This is a genomic window from Rhizobium altiplani, from assembly GCF_001542405.1.
GTDB lineage: Bacteria > Pseudomonadota > Alphaproteobacteria > Rhizobiales > Rhizobiaceae > Rhizobium > Rhizobium altiplani.
The window spans coordinates 159,255-175,695 of the sequence record NZ_LNCD01000123.1 but is presented as its reverse complement, the minus strand read 5'-3'; the positions used below and the strand labels follow the sequence as shown (position 1 = coordinate 175,695).

Sequence of the window (16,441 nt, the reverse complement as noted above, 5' to 3'; positions counted from 1 at the left end):
GAGGCTTGGCAGTGCACCGGAGAGTGCCTTCGACAGTCCCACAATGAGCGACGAATGGCCTATTCCGCGAGTCGATTTTTTCTTGACACCTATCATCTTCTTTTGCAGAAAAGGGGATAGTGAATGTCATGTTTGGAATGACGCCGTGCTTGTCTGCAGCTGCAACTACATAACCGATCACGAAATCCGGGAAGTCATCAACGAACTTCTCGATGAGGATTGTTGGCAGCTTATTGTGCCTGCAAAGGTATACCACGCCATGGGGAAACGAGGCCGCTGCTGTGGCTGCTTCCCGAACGTGGTCGACATCATCATCCAGACGACCGAGGAATATCACGCCCGTCACCACTCGACGGAAGCCGAAATATTTGATTTCATGTCCCGCCTCAGAGAATTCCATGAAGAAAACAGGAGAGCGGACATTGAAAGGCGACAAAAAAGTCATCGAGCGGCTTAACGAGGCCCTCTTTCTCGAGCTCGGCGCCGTCAACCAATACTGGGTCCATTACCGACTTCTTGAAGATTGGGGCTACACCAAGCTCGCCAAGAAGGAACGGGCAGAATCCATCGAGGAGATGCATCACGCCGATCGTCTGGTCGCGCGCATCATCTTCCTCGAAGGTCATCCCAACCTTCAGACTCTTGCCCCGCTTCGGATCGGCCAGAACGTCAAGGAAGTTCTGGAAGCCGACCTCGCCGGCGAATACGATGCCCGCACGGCCTACAAGAAATCACGCGACATCTGTCATGAGGCCGGGGACTACGTCTCGATGAAGCTTTTCGAGGAGCTTCTGGCAGACGAGGAAGGTCACATCGACTTCCTCGAAACACAGCTAGAGCTGCTCGGCAAGATCGGCGAATCGAAGTACGGCCAACTCAACGCCGACTCCGCCGACGAGGCCGAATAACGATTGACATGACCGGCAGCCCTGGCCGCCGGTCATTCACTCTGCGGCGCTTTGGCAGCCAAGTGCCTGAACTCGTCGACCACCTGCTCATAGACCGCCCGCTTGAAGGGCACGATGAGACCGGGCAGGCTTTCCATCGGCTTCCAATCCCATGCATCGAATTCCGCCGCATGGCCGCCGGGCGGCGGATTGATTGCGATCTCCTTCTCATCTCCATCGAAACGGAAGGCAAACCAGCGCTGCGTCTGACCGCGGAATTTTCCCTTTAGCCCAATGCCCACCAATTGGGGTGGCAAATCGTAGTTGATCCAGTTCCTGGCTTCCGCAAGCAGCGTCACCGTGCGAATACCCGTTTCCTCGTAAAGTTCCCGATAGGCGGCATCCAGCGGATCCTCGCCCTTGTCGATGCCGCCCTGCGGCATTTGCCAAAGCTGCGGCGATCCATCATATTCGGAGTTCTCTTCGGGAATCCGTCGCCCCGCCCATACGAGGCCTTCGCGGTTGAGGATCATAACGCCGACGCAGGGGCGATACGGCAGGTCTTCGGTGTTGACGATCATCTTGCTCATCAGCTCTCTCTATTTCAGGGTCTCTTCGGGTCGTTGGTCAGCGCAGAGACACCAACGATCTCAATGCCGCGCATCGCGGCCTCCTGCGTCCATTGCGCGATGGCATCAATACTCTCATCGAAGGCGGCGGCAACACCGATTGCCTGACCATTGCGCTTTGCGACGCGTTCAAGCTCGTCCAGCTTCTGGATGATGGCGTTCACATCAAGCTGCTTGTCCAACTGCACATCAGCAAAGGCGTAGGGCGCCTCCGTTCCCTTTGCGACTGCCGCGGTTTTGGACTGGGCCGACGTTCCATCGTCAAGAAACAGCAACCCGCGCTTTCGATATCCCGCATCACCGGCTCCATGGCGTTGGGGTCGGAAAGGAAGCGCCCGCCCTGATAATTCATGATGCCCGTATAGTTGGTGATCTCGCCCATTGCCCGGTGCAGGCTTTCAATATTCTTCGCAGCCGACGTCGACGTCAGCAGCGTGTCCGGCCCGGGATCGTTTGCCGGGTAATCAAAAGGTTCAAACGGAACCTGCAACAGGATTTCGTGGCCTGCGCGGCGCGCTTCCTGCATCCAACGTTGCAGGCTGTTGCCACTGGCGGCAAAAGCGAAGGTGACCTCCTCCGGCAATTGCTGGATCGCCCGCTGCGTGCCTGTCTGGCTTAACCCTAGTCCGCTCACAACGATCGCGATGCGTGTTCCGTGCGCACCCGACCATGGCCGCGCATACTGGTCCATCGGGCGACGTCCGTCCGGCCCGACGATCGGGAGCCGCCCCAACGGCGTACTTTCCAGAAGCGCATCGTTCGGCAACGCTGCCATTCGTGGATCCTGCCCGACCTGCGAGGCATCAACCAGCACTGGGCCATTTCCGTCGCGTTGTCTCGGGGAGTATTTCGTGACGACAGATCCGTCGCCCGTGACCATCTGCTCCACATTGGCACCCGATCGGGGATCAGATGGCACCATACCATTTGGAACCGCAGCGGACGAAGATTGCGACGGCACCTGATTTTGATTGGTATCGGATGGCGGCACAGCCGCCTGGTCTTGAACTGGCGGCATCTCGCGCTTCAGCCCATCTCCGCGGAATGCCGTATAAAGCGACGAAACCCCGATCAGAACGAGGCAAATCCCGGCGACGACACGGCCCGTTCGCAGAACACCCGGCCGCTGCCGCTTAACCTTACGGCCCTGTCCTAGTGGTGCGTGCAGATCGGTATTCAAGCTCGTTTCCGCTTCAGAATCAGGACAGCAAAAAGGCGCCAGGCCGGATATACCATCCGGCCTGACGCCTCAAATTGCAATTACTTGGCGCTAACGGCCTTGTCCGGATTGGGCGGGAAGGACGGGTCCGTCTTCTTGCCGCGAAGCAGGTCAAGCGCGTAGTTGAGCTGGACGTCATCCTTCGGATCCGGCGGAACATAGGCAACCGAACCGGAGCCTTCGTCCGTCTCGCTCTGGCCCTTGATGTGCCCACGCAGGCTGGACTCGCCTTCGGTGGTCATCTTGCCCTTCAGATCATCCGGCAGCGGCTCTTCGACCTTGATATCCGGCGTGATGCCGGTGCCTTGGATCGAGCGGCCCGACGGCGTGTAGTAGAGCGCCGTCGTCAGTCGCAGCGCGCCGTTTTCACCGAGCGGGATGATCGTTTGAACCGAGCCCTTGCCGAACGAGCGCGTTCCGAGAACGGTAGCACGACGCAGGTCCTGCAACGCGCCGGCAACGATTTCCGAAGCAGATGCCGAACCGCCGTTGATCAGGACGATTACCGGCTTGCCGTCCGTCAGGTCGCCCGGACCAGCGTTGAAGCGGCGGGTCTCATCGGGATTGCGGCCGCGGGTGGAAACCACTTCGCCACGCTGCAGCAGCGCATCCGACACCTGGATCGCCTGGTCGAGCAGACCACCCGGGTTCAGACGAAGATCGAGGACGTAGCCCTTCAGCTTGTCAGCCGGAACCGTCTTCTTGATCTTCTCGATCGCCTTCTCGAGATCGGGGTAGGTCTTCTCCGTGAAGGAGATGACGCGCAGATAGCCGACATCATCCTCGACGCGCGACTTCACGGCCTGCACAGCCACAACGTCGCGAACGATCGTCAGCTCTATAGGCTTGTCGGCACCCTTGCGGATCAGCGTCAGCTTGATCGGCGTGTTGACCGGGCCACGCATCTTTTCGACCGCATCTTCCAGCTTCAGGCCGCGAACGGACTGACCGTCGATCTCGGAAATGTAGTCACCAGCAAGAACGCCAGCCTTTGCCGCCGGCGTGTCGTCGATCGGCGTGATGACTTTGACGAGTTCATCTTCCATGGTGACCTCAATGCCGAGGCCGCCAAATTCGCCCTTCGTCTGGGTCTGCATGTCAGCCGCATCCTTGGCATTCATGTAGCTCGAATGCGGATCCAGCGAGGAAAGCATGCCGTTGATGGCATTTTCGATGAGTTTGTCCTCGGCCGGCGGCGTCACATACTGTGCGCGCACACGCTCAAAAACGTCACCAAAAACGGAAAGCTCCTTGTAGGTGGAGGCTCCGGCTGCTTCCGCAGGCACGCCTGCCGAATAGATGACGCTCATCGCGGTCGCACCCATCAATGCGCCGACCAGAACAAGAGAAGCCCTACGAATCATTGCGTGCCTTTCCAGTGTCTTTAGCGGTCCACCAAGGCCGGGAATCGACCGGTTTTCCATCTTTTCGAAATTCAATGTAAAGCGTCGGACGGTTGGTTTCCAGCGCCAATGCTGTCGCGCTTGCCACTCTTTTTGCGCCCATGGCTGCAAGTGGCTCGCCGGAGAAAACGAACTTCCCCTGGCGCGTGCTGATCGTCTCCATTCCGGAGAGGACGAGGTGGTATCCGTTGCCGGCATCGAGGATGATCATCTGGCCGTAGCTGCGAAAAGCACCCGCGTAAACGACAAGCCCATCTGCGGGAGCGGTAACCACCGTTTCCGGATTGGTGGCAAGCGTCATTCCCATCGCCTCATGGCCGGTTCCGTCGGCGTCGCCGAACTGGCGGAGGATATCGCCTGCCACAGGCAATTCCAGCTTCGCCTTCAATTCTCCGAAGGGATATGCGGGGGCAATGCGGTTTTTATCAGGCACGCCGCTCTCCGCGAGGGCCTTGGCCTGGGCGCGTTGCTCCTCGGTCAAGAGCTTGCGGTTTTCCTCGGCCTGGCGGGCCGCGGAGGCGGCGTCGCGAACCGATGCGATCTCGGTTTCCATCGATGCCACCAGCCCCTCGAGGCTTGTTGCCTTGCTGGCAAGATCCACCGACCGCTTCTTCTCCGCATCCAGTTCCGCCGCGCTGCTGCGGCTCAGCTTCTCGTTTTCAGCGAGAAGCAAATCCATCCGGCGCTCTTCCTCGATACTATTGGTCATCGTCGTCGTGAGTGCCGCTTTCTCCGCAGCGCTTGCCGTTTGCAACGCAGACAGATTGGCAAGATCGGCGACGAGCTTGTCAGTTTCCTTTCGGATACCGGGAACCACCGCGCCGAGCAGGATTGCGCTGCGAACCGATGCGAGCGCGTCGTCAGGTGTCACAAGGAGGGCCGGCGGCGGATTGCGGCCCATCCGCTGCAAGGCACCCAGCACCTCGGCCAGCAAGCCACGCCGTTCATGCAATGACCGGCGGACCGCGTCTTCCTTTACGCCGAGATCGGCCAGTTTCTTCTCGCTCTCCAGGATCTGCTTCTCGAGCGATTTGCGCCGCGCCGCGGAATCGATCAGCGCCTGTCGAACGCTGCTGGTGCTCTTGTCCAGATCCGCGATGCTCTTCTGAAGCTCAGCAACCTTATCGGAGGAGAGGCTGATGGTCTTCGACAGGGCTTCAAGCTCGGCGCGCGTCTCGTCTCGCTTCGCCGCAAGGTTGGCCGCCGGATCGGGCGGTGGCTGGGCAACCGTTGCATTTGCCAGGGCAGGCGCCTCGGGCAACGACATCCGCGCAGCTTCCGGCGCATCCTGCGCAAAGGCGCCCGTGGCGAAGGGGCGGTTCGCAACTGCCACCACAGACACGCTCAAGCCTGCAGCCAAGGCCGACAGAATGACGTATTTTGGCTTGAACGCGCGTGTCGGCATACGAGCTTCGAAATCCCTTCAAATCGCGCGAAGATTAAGCTGATTTGACATTCTTTGCCAGATCGATTGAGTGTCTGTGCGTTCCGGGACGTACACGCTCGCGTGAGCTACGGAACCCATCAGACGCGATGATAGGGATGACCGGAAAGGATCGTGACGGCTCGATAGAGCTGCTCTGCGATGAGCGTGCGAACCAACTGATGCGGCCAAGTCATCTTGCCGAGACAGAGGGTTGCATCGGCAACGTCGTATAACAACGGATCGAGGCCATCGGCACCGCCGATGGCAATCATCAGGTCGCGCTTGCCCTGGTCGCGATAGTTTCCAAGGAGATTGGCAAAGCCTTCACTGTCCAGCGCCTTGCCGCGCTCGTCCAACAGGATGAGAACACTCCCCTCGGACAACGACTTCTGCAGCATCGCCGCTTCATCGCGCTTGCGCGTATCGGCATTCGACGCACGACTTTCAGCCACTTCGGCCACGCGGGAGAATTCGAGGCCGACCGCAGGACCGGCCTTGGCAAAGCGATCGAAATAGCGGGCCGCAAGATCCTTCTCGGGGCCGGACTTCAGCCGCCCCACCGCAAAAAGACCAACACGCATCATCCGCTCCCGCAGTTCGGCAACCGGCGGCACACACCTGCCGCCAGCCGGATTCGTCCGGCCAATAAATGCCGTCTATCAGGCCGCGGACACAGCGTCCAGCAGCCTGTTAGTGCACCGTTTCCTCGTCCATATCGGGCGCGGCCCACATCTTTTCGATGTTGTAGAACTCGCGTATTTCTGGACGAAAGACATGGACGATGACATCGCCGGTGTCGATCAGGATCCAATCGCCGCCTTCCTGACCCTCGACGCGGGCGCTTCCAAGGCCCTCGTCTTTGAGATCAGACAGCAGGTGGTCCGAGATCGCCATGACATGCCTGCTCGAGCGCCCGGAGACGACGACCATGAAGTCTCCCAGTGCCGATTTTCCAGCAATGTCGATGGTGACGATATCTTCAGCCTTAGAGTCCTCAAGGCTAGTGAGGACGGCGTGCAGGGCGCGGGCGGCAGCATCGGCGCCACGTTCCGGGCTCTTCGGGACAACGGCAAGCGTTTTTCCCTTGGCGTGTACTGTTGTCAGTGCTTTCCCTTTCTCGGAATGACAAAACATGCACATCACTGATTTGGTGACCAAATCATAGTTAAGATAGGCACCAAACCATTAACGTTTCAAGACGCGCACAATCACAAAGCGTGAACGACCATTTGACGCGATAGATCATCTGTGGATGAAAGACCGAATGTGGCCCGGCTGTGTACAGTCCTTGCAACCACACGTAAAGTAAGATCGTTTTCGACTATAGAAGACTTGCCGATGAAAAGCCCCGCCGTTGATACGCTCACTCCGATACTCCGCATCAGTTTTCCTCATGAAGACCGCCTCGGGCGCGGCAAGATGGAACTGCTCGAACATATCAGGGAAACGGGATCGATTTCCGCGGCAGGCAGGGCGATGGACATGTCCTATCGTCGCGCCTGGTTGCTTGTCAGCGATATGAACCGGATGTTTCGCGAGCCCGTGGTCGAGTCCCAGCGCGGCGGCCCAAAAGGTGGAGGCGCGGCGCTGACGCCGTTCGGCGATGAGCTCCTCGCCCGCTTTCGCAAGATGGAGCAGATGATGAAAACGACTCTCGCTGAAGAGCTGGCATGGCTGGAGGCCAACCGATCGCCTGAAAGCAATCGCTGATCATGGTTCAAGGGCGACGGTCTTTATCACGGCAAAAACAGGCGACCCTATCCGCACGCCCAGCCGCTCTGCCGAGAAGCTTGTGATCCGGGAAAGAATGGCGTCCCCACCGCAATCGACGAGAACGTCAATGGTGGCGTCGTCTGCCTGCGACATGTTCTGAACGGTACCTTCAAGCACGTTGAGCGCGCTCAGGGCTTCCGGCTTTTTCATTGCCAGCATCACGTCGCGAGACGGAATGCGGACGCGAACGGGCTTGCCGAGGTTTAGCATCGCTCCCGGGACGTGAAGCCGAGCTGATTTCAGGGCAATTGTCGCTATGCGGTGCTGCACGTCGAGGCTCTCCACCATCCCTTCAAGAAGAGCCCCCGCATCGCGCCGCTCGAATGAGGCCGGCGGATGGCTTAACACATCCACGGCCGAGCCGACGGCCTCCACCTGTCCATCACGCATGACGACGACCTGATTGGCGAGGCGTGCTACTTCGGCGATCGAATGACTGACATAGACGATCGGAATGTCCATCTCGTCGCACAGGCGCTCAAGATAGGGCATGATCTCGGCTTTTCGCGCCTCATCCAACGCCGCCAGCGGCTCATCCATCAACAGCAGACGGGGAGCCGAAAGCAGGGCTCGCCCAATGGCAACGCGCTGCTTCTCGCCACCGGAGAGCTTTTCCGGTCTGCGCTCGAGCAGGCTTTCGATGCCCAGCAACGAAACAATATGATCCAATCCCTCTGCCGAACTGGTGGCTCTGGCAAACCACCGGCCATAGGACAGGTTGTGACCGACACTGAGGTGCGGGAACAGCCGCGCCTCCTGGAAGACATAACCGAACCTCCGTCGATGCTTGGCGACAAAGATCCGCCGCTCGGTATCTGTCAGGACTTCGCCGTCGAGGACGACCTGGCCCGCGTCGGGCCGCGCCAACCCGGCAATGATGCGGATCATCGACGTCTTACCAGAGCCGGAACGGCCGAAAAGCGCGGTGATCCCGCGCCCCGAGGTAAAGGTGGCATCGAGCGCGAATGCGCCAAGCCGCTGTTTTGCTTTCACGACAAGCGTCATTCCGGATCAATCCTCCGGCCGACGATGCGCGACAGCAATTCCGAGGCAAGCAAGGCGGCCATCGAAATCACGATAGCGACGAGCGTCAACCGCAGGGCGCCGGCATCACCGCCCGGGACCTGCGTAAAGGAATAGATCGCCGCTGAAAGGGTCTGCGTTTCCCCCGGGATGTTGGAAACGAAGGTAATCGTCGCGCCGAACTCCCCCATTGCCTTCGCAAAGGAAAGGATCATTCCTGCTATGATGCCAGGCAGGGTAAGTGGCAATGTTATCGTCATGAAAACCCAGAATGGGCTGGCTCCCAAGGTGCCGGCTGCCTCCTCCAGCTTTCGATCGACCGCTTCGATCGAGAGCCGGATGCTGCGCACCATCAACGGAAAAGCCATGACCCCGCACGCGAGCGCGGCACCTGTCCAGCGAAACGAAAACACGATGCCGAAATAGTAATCGAGAAAGCTGCCGATCGGCCCGCGCCGCCCGAAAAGGATCAGCAAAATGAAGCCCGTGACAACAGGCGGCAGGATCAGCGGCAGATGGACGACACCATTCAGAATCGACTTACCCCAAAACCGGCCGCGCGCCAGCAGCAGGGCAACGCCGATGCCGAATGGCAGGCTGGCCAGCATCGCCACCACCGACACGCGCAGGCTGAGCAAGATTGCCGTCCATTCATCATCGCTCAGGCCGAGTGCGTCCAAGCCATTCTCTCCAAAAATAGAAGGCCCGTATCGACGGGCCTTCTCACGCTATGTCTTCGTGCGAGAATTCGCAATCATTTCAAGATGGTGAAGCCTTGCTCGGTAAAGAAATGAGCCGCCTTTTCAGATTTCAGGAAGTCGAGGTATGCCGCGGCATCCGGGTTCTTGCTCTCGGAAAGAACGGCGACCGGATAAATGATCGGAGGATGCGAATCCGCCGGGAAGGTGCCGACAACGGCAACGCCCGGATCCGCGGAGGCGTCGGTCTGGTAGACAACGCCATAGGGCGCCTCGCCGCGCGATACCAACGCCAGCGCTGCACGAACACTTTCAGCACCGGCAACCTTCGCCTCAACCGAGGGCCAGACGCCAAGCGCTTCAAGCGCAGCCTTGCCGTACTTGCCGGCCGGAACCGACTTCACCTCACCCATGGCAAGCTTGCCATCACCGAGCAGAGTGGCGAGCTCGAAACCCTTTTTGATCTCGACCGGCTTGGCGTGGTCCTTGGTTGCGACAAGTACGATTCGGTTACCCAAAAGATTGGACCGGCTGTCGGCCTTGATCAGATTCTTCTTCGCAAGATAGTCCATCCAGTCCAGGTCGGCGGAGATGAAGATGTCGGCGGGTGCGCCGCCTTCAATCTGCTTTGCAAGCGCGGAGCTTGCAGCATACGAGGCGACAGCCTCCTTGCCGGCTTCCTTCGCCCACGCCGCATTCGCTGCATCAAGGGCGTTCTTCAGGCTGGCCGCTGCAAAAACGCTGACCTTTTCCGCAGCGGCGGCTGGCGTTGCGGCAACGCCTAAGAAGACAGCCGAAATGGCTGTGACGGCAAACTTCATCCATTGGCGACGACTGTGCATGATCTCTCCCGAAGCTTTGGAAATATCTGTAGAAATATAACGTCGCTTGCGACTTGGCTAGCGCTATATTTTGACAAGCATAACCGTCTGCGCGTCTCAGACTTCACACATTCGTGATGCGCATGACTGCGGAGATCCCAGTTCCCAAAACGGCGAGAATTTAGGGGGGGAACCGACAGGAGTTTGAAATCTCGACGAAAATCGTCTCGGATGCCAAAGAATTGGGCAAAAACGAGGAGGCTTATGGCTACGGCCATGCTTGCAGCGCATTGCTGCAATGCAATGGACCCGCTTCAAGAATCCGGGGACTATGGTACAACGCACTCATCGAACGGCGATCTCCTCCTCCCAAAGCCGTTGGATAGGATCGACAACACTCCTCCTCCCAGTTGTCGATCGAGTTTACGAAGCCCGACGGATCTCCTCCCCCGTCGGGCTTTTCATTTGTAGGTCTTCCCTGAAAAGTCGAACTATTTTACGGTGCCGTTCGTAGCGCGGATAGCCGTCGAGCTATGACTGGAGCGCGGACCGTGTATGAACGTCCAGGCTGGTGCCTGGCTCTTCCAGAGCGCGCGGGAATCATCTTCGTCAACGCGGGCAAAATCGAACGTCCTCGCCATCTTCGATGACAGGAACGACAGCGTGGAGCCCGGGCGGTCGATCACGGCAATCGGAAATGTGTTGACGATATCCTGCCAGCGTTGCCACTGATGGAAAGTTTTCAGGCTGTCGGCCCCCATGATCCAGATGAAATGGACATGCGGGTTGCGCGCCTTGACGCGCGCCAGCGTGTTTGCCGTGAAGCTCGTCGCGAAATCGCGTTCGAACGCCGTGACCTTGATCGAGGGATGTCGGGCAAGCCGCTCGCTCAGAGCGATGCGCTCGACAAGCGGCAGCAGGTGCCGCCGATCCTTCAGCGGATTCCCGGGCGTGACCATCCACCAAAGCTGGTCGAGGCCAAGCCGCTTGATCGCGATTTCTGCAACCAGCGCATGTCCGTCATGCGGCGGATTGAACGAACCGCCGAAAAGACCGACCACCATGCCCCGCTCGCTATGCGGCATCCGAAGATGGCGCCGGTCGATTTCGTCGTTGATCACGTCAGGGCCGGGTCTGTCCGGTGCCGTGCACACGGTATTTGAAGGAGGTGAGCTGCTCGACACCGACAGGGCCACGGGCATGCATCTTGCCGGTCGCAATGCCGATCTCGGCACCCATTCCGAACTCGCCGCCATCGGCAAACTGTGTCGATGCATTGTGCAGCAGGATCGCGGAATCAACCTCGGTGAAGAACCTCTGCACCACATCAGGATCGTCGGCAATCACTGCCTCGGTGTGGTTCGAGGAATAGGCCTGGATGTGCTCTATCGCACCCGAAATGCCATCGACGACAGCAACCGAAACGATGGCATCCAGATACTCGGTCGACCAGTCCTCCTCGGTGGCTGCCTTCACGCCAGGCATTGCTTGAACGACCGCAGCCGAACCGCGGATTTCGCAACCGGCTCCCGCAAGGGCCTCCAGCAGCGGGCGAAGATGAGTCTTGGCCGCAGCGCTGTCGACGAGAATCGTTTCCACTGCACCGCAGATACCGGTGCGCCGCATTTTGGCGTTGACGACGATCTCCGTGGCCATGTCGAGATCAGCGGATGCATCCACATAGATATGGCAAAGCCCTTCAAGGTGCGCGAAGACGGGCACCCTCGCCTCGTTCTGGACACGCGCAACAAGGCTCTTGCCGCCGCGCGGAACGATAACGTCGATCGCACCATCCAATCCGCGCAGCATCGCGCCGACGGCAGCTCGATCGGTTGTCGGCACGAGCTGAATGGCATGCTCGGGAAGTCCCGCGGCCTTCAGGCCCTGTACAAGGCAGGCATGAATTGCGTGCGATGAGCGCCGCGAGTCCGAACCACAACGCAGAATGACAGCATTGCCGGCTTTCAGGCACAGCGCACCGGCATCCGCCGTGACGTTCGGGCGGCTCTCGAAGATCACACCGATAACACCGAGCGGCGTCCGAACGCGCTCGATCTTCAGTCCATTCGGGCGTTCCCAGACAGCGATCAGCTCGCCGACCGGATCCTTCAGCGCCGCGATCGCGCGGATACCCTCGGCCATCTCGGCAATGCGCTTGTCGGTCAGTGTCAGACGATCAACGAAGGATGCGAGCATGTCCGTGCCGGCGACATCTTTCAGATCCTTGGCATTCTCGGCGAGGATGTGATCCTTGTTGGCGAGGATCGCATCCGCCATGGCGTTCAGCGCCTTGTTTTTGGCCTCAGTGGACGCAAAGCCCAACGGTCGCGCCGCAGCCTTGGCCTTGCGGCCGATGTCATTCATCAGCGCGTCAATGTCAGGGCTCCGCGCAACCGTATCAAGCATAGCTTGTGTCCTTCTTCTGCCTTTCCGATTTTGAACTGATCTGCGACGTCATCACCATGTCATCGCGATGGATCATTGCCGCACGTCCCGCATAGCCGAGGATTGCCTCGATCTCCGTCGACTTGCGGCCGGTAATCTGCCGCGCCTCTTCGGCATCGTAGCCAGCAAGTCCGCGCGCGATCTCCCGACCATGCGGGCCGACGATCGCCACCGTATCGCCGCGGCTGAAAAGCCCGACGACCTTGCGAACCCCGGCAGGAAGCAGGCTCTTGCCGGCGCCGAGCGCAACAACGGCACCCTCGTCGACGTGGAGTTCGCCCGCCGGCTGCAACTGGCCAGCAATCCACGTCTTTCGCGCCGCGACGGGCGTCCCTGAAGGAGCAAACCAAGAGGAGCGCGCCCCATTCTCGATCGCCGAGAGCGGGCTGTCCGCCTTGCCTGAGGCGATGATCATTGCGCAGCCGGCCGTCGTCGCAATCTTGCCGGCGTCGATCTTGGTGCGCATGCCGCCACGCGACAGCTCGGACGCAGCGCCACCCGCCATCGCTTCGATTTCAGGCGTGATCTCGGCGATCGTGGCAAGAAATTCCGCCTGCGGATCGAGGTGCGGCGGCGCCGTATAGAGACCGTCAATATCGGACAGCAGAATCAGCAGATCAGCACCGGTCATGGTCGCGACCCGCGCAGCCAGGCGATCATTGTCGCCGTAGCGAATTTCGCTGGTAGCAACGGTATCATTCTCGTTGATAATCGGCACGGCGCCGATCTTCAGGAGCTGATTGATGGTGGCACGCGCGTTGAGATAGCGACGGCGCTCTTCCGTATCGCCGAGCGTCAACAGGATCTGGCCAGCAACGATCTCGTCGTGGGACAGACTTTCCGACCAGGCACGCGCCAGAGCGATCTGGCCGACGGCCGCCGATGCTTGACTTTCTTCGAGCTTCAGGGCTCCCGAAGGGAGATCGAGGACCGAACGGCCGAGAGCAATCGCGCCGGACGAAACAACGAGGACGTCGACGCCCTTGGCCTTCAGGGCCGCAATATCGCGGCACATTGCGTCGAGCCACGCCTTCTTCAGACCGGTCTTGCGATCGACGAGGAGAGCCGAGCCGATTTTAATGACGATGCGGCGATAGCGCTCAAGCGACTTACGCGTCGTCATGGGCCTCGCCTTCATCATCCGACACCGTATCGCGATGGCGGAGCTTCGGTGCCTTGGCGAGCTTTTCCGCCCCGCCGGCATTCGCCTCGACAATCACATCCCGCAAGGCTCGCAGCACTTCCGTCATGCCCTTGCCCGTCGCCGCGGAAATCTGGAACGGCGTCTTGCCGCAGGCCTTGGCCAGTTCCTTCGTCTTCTTCTTCAGCGTGGCGTCATCGAGAACGTCGATCTGCGACAGGGCGACGATCTCGACCTTTTCGCCAAGATCACTGCCATAGGCCTCGAGTTCGCGCCGGACGGTCGTGTAGGCCTTGCCGACCTTTTCCTCTTGCGAGGAAACGAGATGCAACAGAACGCGCGTACGCTCGACGTGGCCGAGGAAGCGGTCACCGATCCCGACTCCTTCATGCGCGCCTTCGATCAGCCCCGGAATGTCGGCAAGGACGAATTCCTGCCCGTCAACGGTCGCGACACCCAGGTTCGGGTGCAATGTCGTAAAGGGATAATTTGCAATCTTCGGCCGGGCACGGGTGACGGCTGCAAGGAACGTGGACTTGCCGGCATTCGGCAATCCAACAAGGCCAGCGTCTGCAATCAGCTTCAAGTGCAGCCAGATTGTCTTTTCCTCACCGGGAAGACCGGGATTGGCCCAGTCCGGCGCCTGGTTGACCGAGGATTTGAAGTGCGCATTTCCGAAGCCACCATTGCCGCCGGTAGCGAGCCGGTAGCGTTGGCCTTCCTCGGTGAGATCGCAAATCAGCGTTTCCTTGTCTTCTTCGAAAATCTGCGTGCCGACGGGCACCTTAAGCGTCACGTGCTCACCATTGGCGCCGGTACGGTCCCTGCCCATCCCGTGCGTACCGATCTTGGCCTTGAAGTGCTGCTGGTAGCGGAAGTCGATCAGTGTATTGAGTCCGTTGACCGCCTCGACCCAGACATCACCGCCGCGTCCGCCGTCACCGCCATCGGGGCCACCAAACTCGATGAACTTCTCGCGTCGGAACGAGACGCTGCCCGCGCCGCCGTCTCCGGACTTGATGTAGACTTTTGCTTCGTCGAGAAATTTCATCTTACTTCCATTGTGGCCGTTCATCGCTCCTCTTGCCGCTTTCGATATAGGCGGTTCAATCGGAGGTCAAAGGATTATCGTGAGGTTTGCGAGCTATAGCATACAGTACGGCTGCGGTCTTGATGGTATCTACGACCTCGACCGTTCGGCAACATCATCGCATCCAGCAACCTGAAATCCGCGAAGATCGACGTAGCTCCGACCATTTCCGCATCTGGGTCGTTATTAGGTGGGGTTGAGGCGCCCCGACGATCGGGACGCCTCGCATTCGTCTCAAGCAATCCTGGCCTGTTGCAGGGCACCCGGCTTCAGCATCGTCTCGACATGCGTGACCATGGTGTTGCGCGCGAAGCTGTAGATTTCGCTGCAACCGGTCATGCGGAAGCCGAGCCTTTCCTGCAGCTTCAACGAAGCCGGGTTGTCCGCGAAGACCCCGGAATGAACCATCGTCTCCGGCATACGGCGCGAAAAGCGCTCCAGCACGGCCGATACCGCCTCGCTCATATAGCCGCGCCGCCAGTAGAAGCGGTTTAGCCAGTAACCGAGGTGCCAAAGGCCATGGCGAAGCTCGATGGCGACGACGCCGATATGAGCGTCGTCGCCAGTCGTGATGGCAAACTGCCAGTCGGCCATGCCACCCGCCGTCACCGGAACCAGCCAGTCGAGTGCGTCCTGCCTGTCATAAGGCGCAGGAACGCGCGCGAGCATGCGGGTAACGGCGAAGTCGGACAGCGTGTCCGCGATCGCATCGGCATCGCTCAGCCTGTGCGGGCGGAGCACCAGCCGGTCGGTGGTGATGACCGGCAATGGGCCGGGCGTCATCGACTGGCTCCTGGGTCTCTGAAGGCTGATCGCGTTCATAGGACGCTCCCCCAGCTTCTCAGCGACATCCAGGTCTTGCGGTCGAGCCTGTACCATTCGACGGGCACATTGCTGCCGAGAGCCAGCGATGCCGCCAACCCCGATCCCTGGAACTGGAAACCGCACTTCTGGATGACCCGCCGCGAAGCGACGTTCATCACCCGGCAACGAGCATCGATCTGATCGACATCCTGCCGCGTGCGAAAGACCATATCGACCAAAGCATGGCATGCCTCGGTCATAAAGCCTTGATTCCAGTACGGTTCTCCAAGCCAGTACCCGATCTCGACGGTCCGCCCGTCAAGATGCGGTTCGACCCCGCAGCACCCTACAAAGGCACCGTTCTCGGCCTTGGTGATCGCATAGACGCACTTGCCAATCTCGCCTTTTTTCGTGCGTCGCACGAAGTCGGCGGCATCATTGGCCGTGTACGGGTGCGGCATGCGCGACACCATGGTGGCGACTTTGGCGTTGTTGGCGAGATGGGCAAGGGCGTCGATATCTTCTTCGTGCGGCGCGCGCATGACGAGCCGCTCCGACAACAAGACAGGGCAATCGGTCCTTAACCGCTCCGGCCTCAGCCGTTCCTTGGGAGACCGCTGGTCTTCCCTGAAAGACCGCAATTGGCCTTCCCTCAACAATTCGCCTTGCATGTTCAGTCCTCCTTCGTTGGACAAGAAAAAAGGGGAGATGGCGCCCCATCTCCCCTTATTTCTGGACTGAACCTGATACGCTCAGCCGGGTCGATGAGACGCCGGCTGTTTTAGAGCGCTACCGGCTTATTCCGCTGCTTCCGCTTTCGGCATTACAGACACGTACACGCGGCCATTGGCCTTCGTACGGTAGTTCACATTGCCGGCCGTAAGCGCAAAAATGGTGTGGTCCTTGCCGAGGCCGACGTTGGCGCCCGGATGCCACTGCGTACCGCGCTGACGCACGATGATGTTGCCTGCGATGACGGTTTCGCCACCGAATTTCTTCACGCCAAGGCGCTTGGATTCGGAATCACGACCGTTGCGCGATGAACCGCCAGCTTTTTTGTGTGCCATTGGTGTTCTCCTTTA

At 59.7% G+C, this 16,441-nt stretch carries 18 protein-coding genes and 1 pseudogene; 3 read left to right on the top strand and 16 right to left on the bottom strand.

What is annotated here, in order from left to right; genetic code table 11:
- The first annotated feature begins 43 nt into the window (after positions 1-43).
- Both AS026_RS29165 and bfr read left to right on the top strand, forming a co-directional pair.
- Entirely contained in the window at positions 44-457 is a 414-nt protein-coding gene (locus AS026_RS29165; protein WP_082728625.1) for a (2Fe-2S)-binding protein, read from the top strand.
- Complete coding sequence (gene bfr / locus AS026_RS29160) at positions 423-908, top strand: bacterioferritin (RefSeq protein WP_062373885.1); 486 nt, start codon at positions 423-425, stop codon at positions 906-908. Before AS026_RS29165 ends, bfr begins: the two co-directional genes overlap by 35 nt.
- A 32-nt stretch (positions 909-940) precedes the next feature.
- On the opposite strand, the gene AS026_RS29155 is transcribed toward bfr, so the two are convergent.
- The 6 genes and pseudogenes from AS026_RS29155 to rsfS form a co-directional block, all read right to left on the bottom strand.
- The gene (locus tag AS026_RS29155) at positions 941-1,477 is read right to left on the bottom strand and encodes an RNA pyrophosphohydrolase (RefSeq protein WP_062373882.1); all 537 of its coding nucleotides are present in this window, start codon (positions 1,475-1,477) and stop codon (positions 941-943) included.
- 14 nt (positions 1,478-1,491) lie between these two features.
- Positions 1,492-2,696: pseudogene (locus AS026_RS29150) on the bottom strand (divergent polysaccharide deacetylase family protein).
- Between the two features lie 80 nt (positions 2,697-2,776).
- Positions 2,777-4,099 (bottom strand): S41 family peptidase, encoded by a 1,323-nt coding sequence (locus AS026_RS29145; protein WP_025658013.1) that lies wholly within the window; start codon positions 4,097-4,099, stop codon positions 2,777-2,779.
- Entirely contained in the window at positions 4,089-5,543 is a 1,455-nt protein-coding gene (locus AS026_RS29140; protein ID WP_062373879.1) for a murein hydrolase activator EnvC family protein, read from the bottom strand. Before AS026_RS29140 ends, AS026_RS29145 begins: the two co-directional genes overlap by 11 nt.
- Before the next feature lie 119 nt (positions 5,544-5,662).
- The gene (rlmH, locus tag AS026_RS29135) at positions 5,663-6,145 is read right to left on the bottom strand and encodes a 23S rRNA (pseudouridine(1915)-N(3))-methyltransferase RlmH (RefSeq protein WP_025658011.1); all 483 of its coding nucleotides are present in this window, start codon (positions 6,143-6,145) and stop codon (positions 5,663-5,665) included.
- 109 nt (positions 6,146-6,254) lie between these two features.
- On the bottom strand, positions 6,255-6,698 hold the full coding sequence (gene rsfS, locus AS026_RS29130) for a ribosome silencing factor (protein WP_018855943.1): 444 nt from the start codon (positions 6,696-6,698) through the stop codon (positions 6,255-6,257).
- A 204-nt stretch (positions 6,699-6,902) separates the two neighbouring features.
- Here rsfS and AS026_RS29125 point away from each other — a divergent pair, with 204 nt between their 5' ends.
- On the top strand, positions 6,903-7,274 hold the full coding sequence (locus tag AS026_RS29125; RefSeq protein ID WP_018855944.1) for a winged helix-turn-helix domain-containing protein: 372 nt from the start codon (positions 6,903-6,905) through the stop codon (positions 7,272-7,274).
- On the opposite strand, the gene modC is transcribed toward AS026_RS29125, so the two are convergent.
- The 10 genes from modC to rpmA form a co-directional block, all read right to left on the bottom strand.
- A complete protein-coding gene (modC, locus tag AS026_RS29120; RefSeq protein ID WP_062373877.1) occupies positions 7,275-8,342 on the bottom strand; it encodes a molybdenum ABC transporter ATP-binding protein in 1,068 nt (355 codons plus the stop codon).
- On the bottom strand, positions 8,339-9,040 hold the full coding sequence (modB, locus tag AS026_RS29115; RefSeq protein WP_025658009.1) for a molybdate ABC transporter permease subunit: 702 nt from the start codon (positions 9,038-9,040) through the stop codon (positions 8,339-8,341). Before modB ends, modC begins: the two co-directional genes overlap by 4 nt.
- 74 nt (positions 9,041-9,114) lie before the next feature.
- A complete protein-coding gene (modA, locus tag AS026_RS29110) occupies positions 9,115-9,900 on the bottom strand; it encodes a molybdate ABC transporter substrate-binding protein (protein ID WP_062373875.1) in 786 nt (261 codons plus the stop codon).
- Between the two features lie 470 nt (positions 9,901-10,370).
- Positions 10,371-10,964 (bottom strand): nicotinate-nucleotide adenylyltransferase, encoded by a 594-nt coding sequence (locus tag AS026_RS29105; RefSeq protein ID WP_245307686.1) that lies wholly within the window; start codon positions 10,962-10,964, stop codon positions 10,371-10,373.
- 37 nt (positions 10,965-11,001) lie between these two features.
- Positions 11,002-12,285 carry a glutamate-5-semialdehyde dehydrogenase gene (locus AS026_RS29100; protein ID WP_062373871.1) on the bottom strand — a complete coding sequence of 428 codons (1,284 nt, stop codon included), beginning with the start codon at positions 12,283-12,285 and terminating at the stop codon, positions 11,002-11,004.
- Positions 12,278-13,447, bottom strand: a complete 1,170-nt coding sequence (gene proB, locus AS026_RS29095) for a glutamate 5-kinase (protein WP_062373869.1) — start codon at positions 13,445-13,447, stop codon at positions 12,278-12,280. The genes AS026_RS29100 and proB overlap by 8 nt, the downstream gene beginning before the upstream one ends.
- Complete coding sequence (obgE, locus tag AS026_RS29090; protein ID WP_062373868.1) at positions 13,434-14,516, bottom strand: GTPase ObgE; 1,083 nt, start codon at positions 14,514-14,516, stop codon at positions 13,434-13,436. The genes proB and obgE overlap by 14 nt, the downstream gene beginning before the upstream one ends.
- Before the next feature lie 273 nt (positions 14,517-14,789).
- Positions 14,790-15,377 (bottom strand): GNAT family N-acetyltransferase, encoded by a 588-nt coding sequence (locus AS026_RS29085; protein WP_025658003.1) that lies wholly within the window; start codon positions 15,375-15,377, stop codon positions 14,790-14,792.
- Positions 15,374-16,030, bottom strand: coding sequence for a GNAT family N-acetyltransferase (locus AS026_RS29080; RefSeq protein WP_025658002.1), 657 nt, complete (start codon positions 16,028-16,030; stop codon positions 15,374-15,376). The genes AS026_RS29085 and AS026_RS29080 overlap by 4 nt, the downstream gene beginning before the upstream one ends.
- Before the next feature lie 126 nt (positions 16,031-16,156).
- Entirely contained in the window at positions 16,157-16,426 is a 270-nt protein-coding gene (gene rpmA, locus AS026_RS29075; RefSeq protein WP_018855954.1) for a 50S ribosomal protein L27, read from the bottom strand.
- Positions 16,427-16,441 lie beyond the last annotated feature (15 nt).